The organism is Halocalculus aciditolerans (assembly GCF_014647475.1).
Lineage (GTDB): Archaea > Halobacteriota > Halobacteria > Halobacteriales > Halobacteriaceae > Halocalculus > Halocalculus aciditolerans.
This window is the reverse complement of the sequence record NZ_BMPG01000023.1, coordinates 1-629: the sequence shown is the minus strand read 5'-3', so window position 1 is coordinate 629 and position 629 is coordinate 1. Positions and strand designations below refer to the sequence as shown.

Genomic DNA, 629 nt, shown 5'->3' with positions numbered 1-629 from the left:
AACTTAGGGCCCGTGAAAAGGCGAGCACGAGATTCGTACCAAGATCCGACACAGGTGCTCAGGCGGCGAAAGCCAAGGTCTGTCGAGATCAACCGACGTCAGGGAATTCGGCAAGTTAGTCCCGTAAGTTCGCGATAAGGGATGCCTGCCTCGTTAGAGGCAGGTCGCAGTGACTCGGATGCTCCGACTGTCTAGTAACAACATAGGTGACCGCAAATCCGAAAGGACTCGTACGGTCACTGAATCCTGCCCAGTGCGGGTATCTGAACACCCAGTACAATGGGACGAAGGACCCGTTAACGGCGGGGGTAACTATGACCCTCTTAAGGTAGCGTAGTACCTTGCCGCTTCAGTAGCGGCTTGCATGAATGGATCAACGAGAGCATCACTGTCCCGACGTTGGGCTCGGTGAACTGTACGTTCCAGTGCGGAGTCTGGAGACCCCCAAGGGGAAGCGAAGACCCTATAGAGCTTTACTGCAGGCTGTCGCTGGGACACGGTCGCTGATGTGCAGCATAGGTAGGAGTCGTTACACAGGTGCGTGCGCCAGCACGTCGCCGAGACATCAGTGAAATACTACCCGTCAGTGACTGTGACCCTCACTCCGGGAGGAGGACACCGGTAGCCGG

1 rRNA gene is annotated in these 629 nt (G+C 56.6%); it reads left to right on the top strand.

Annotated features, from left to right (window positions below):
* A 23S ribosomal RNA gene (locus tag IEY26_RS17415) occupies positions 1-629 on the top strand; the annotation flags it as partial.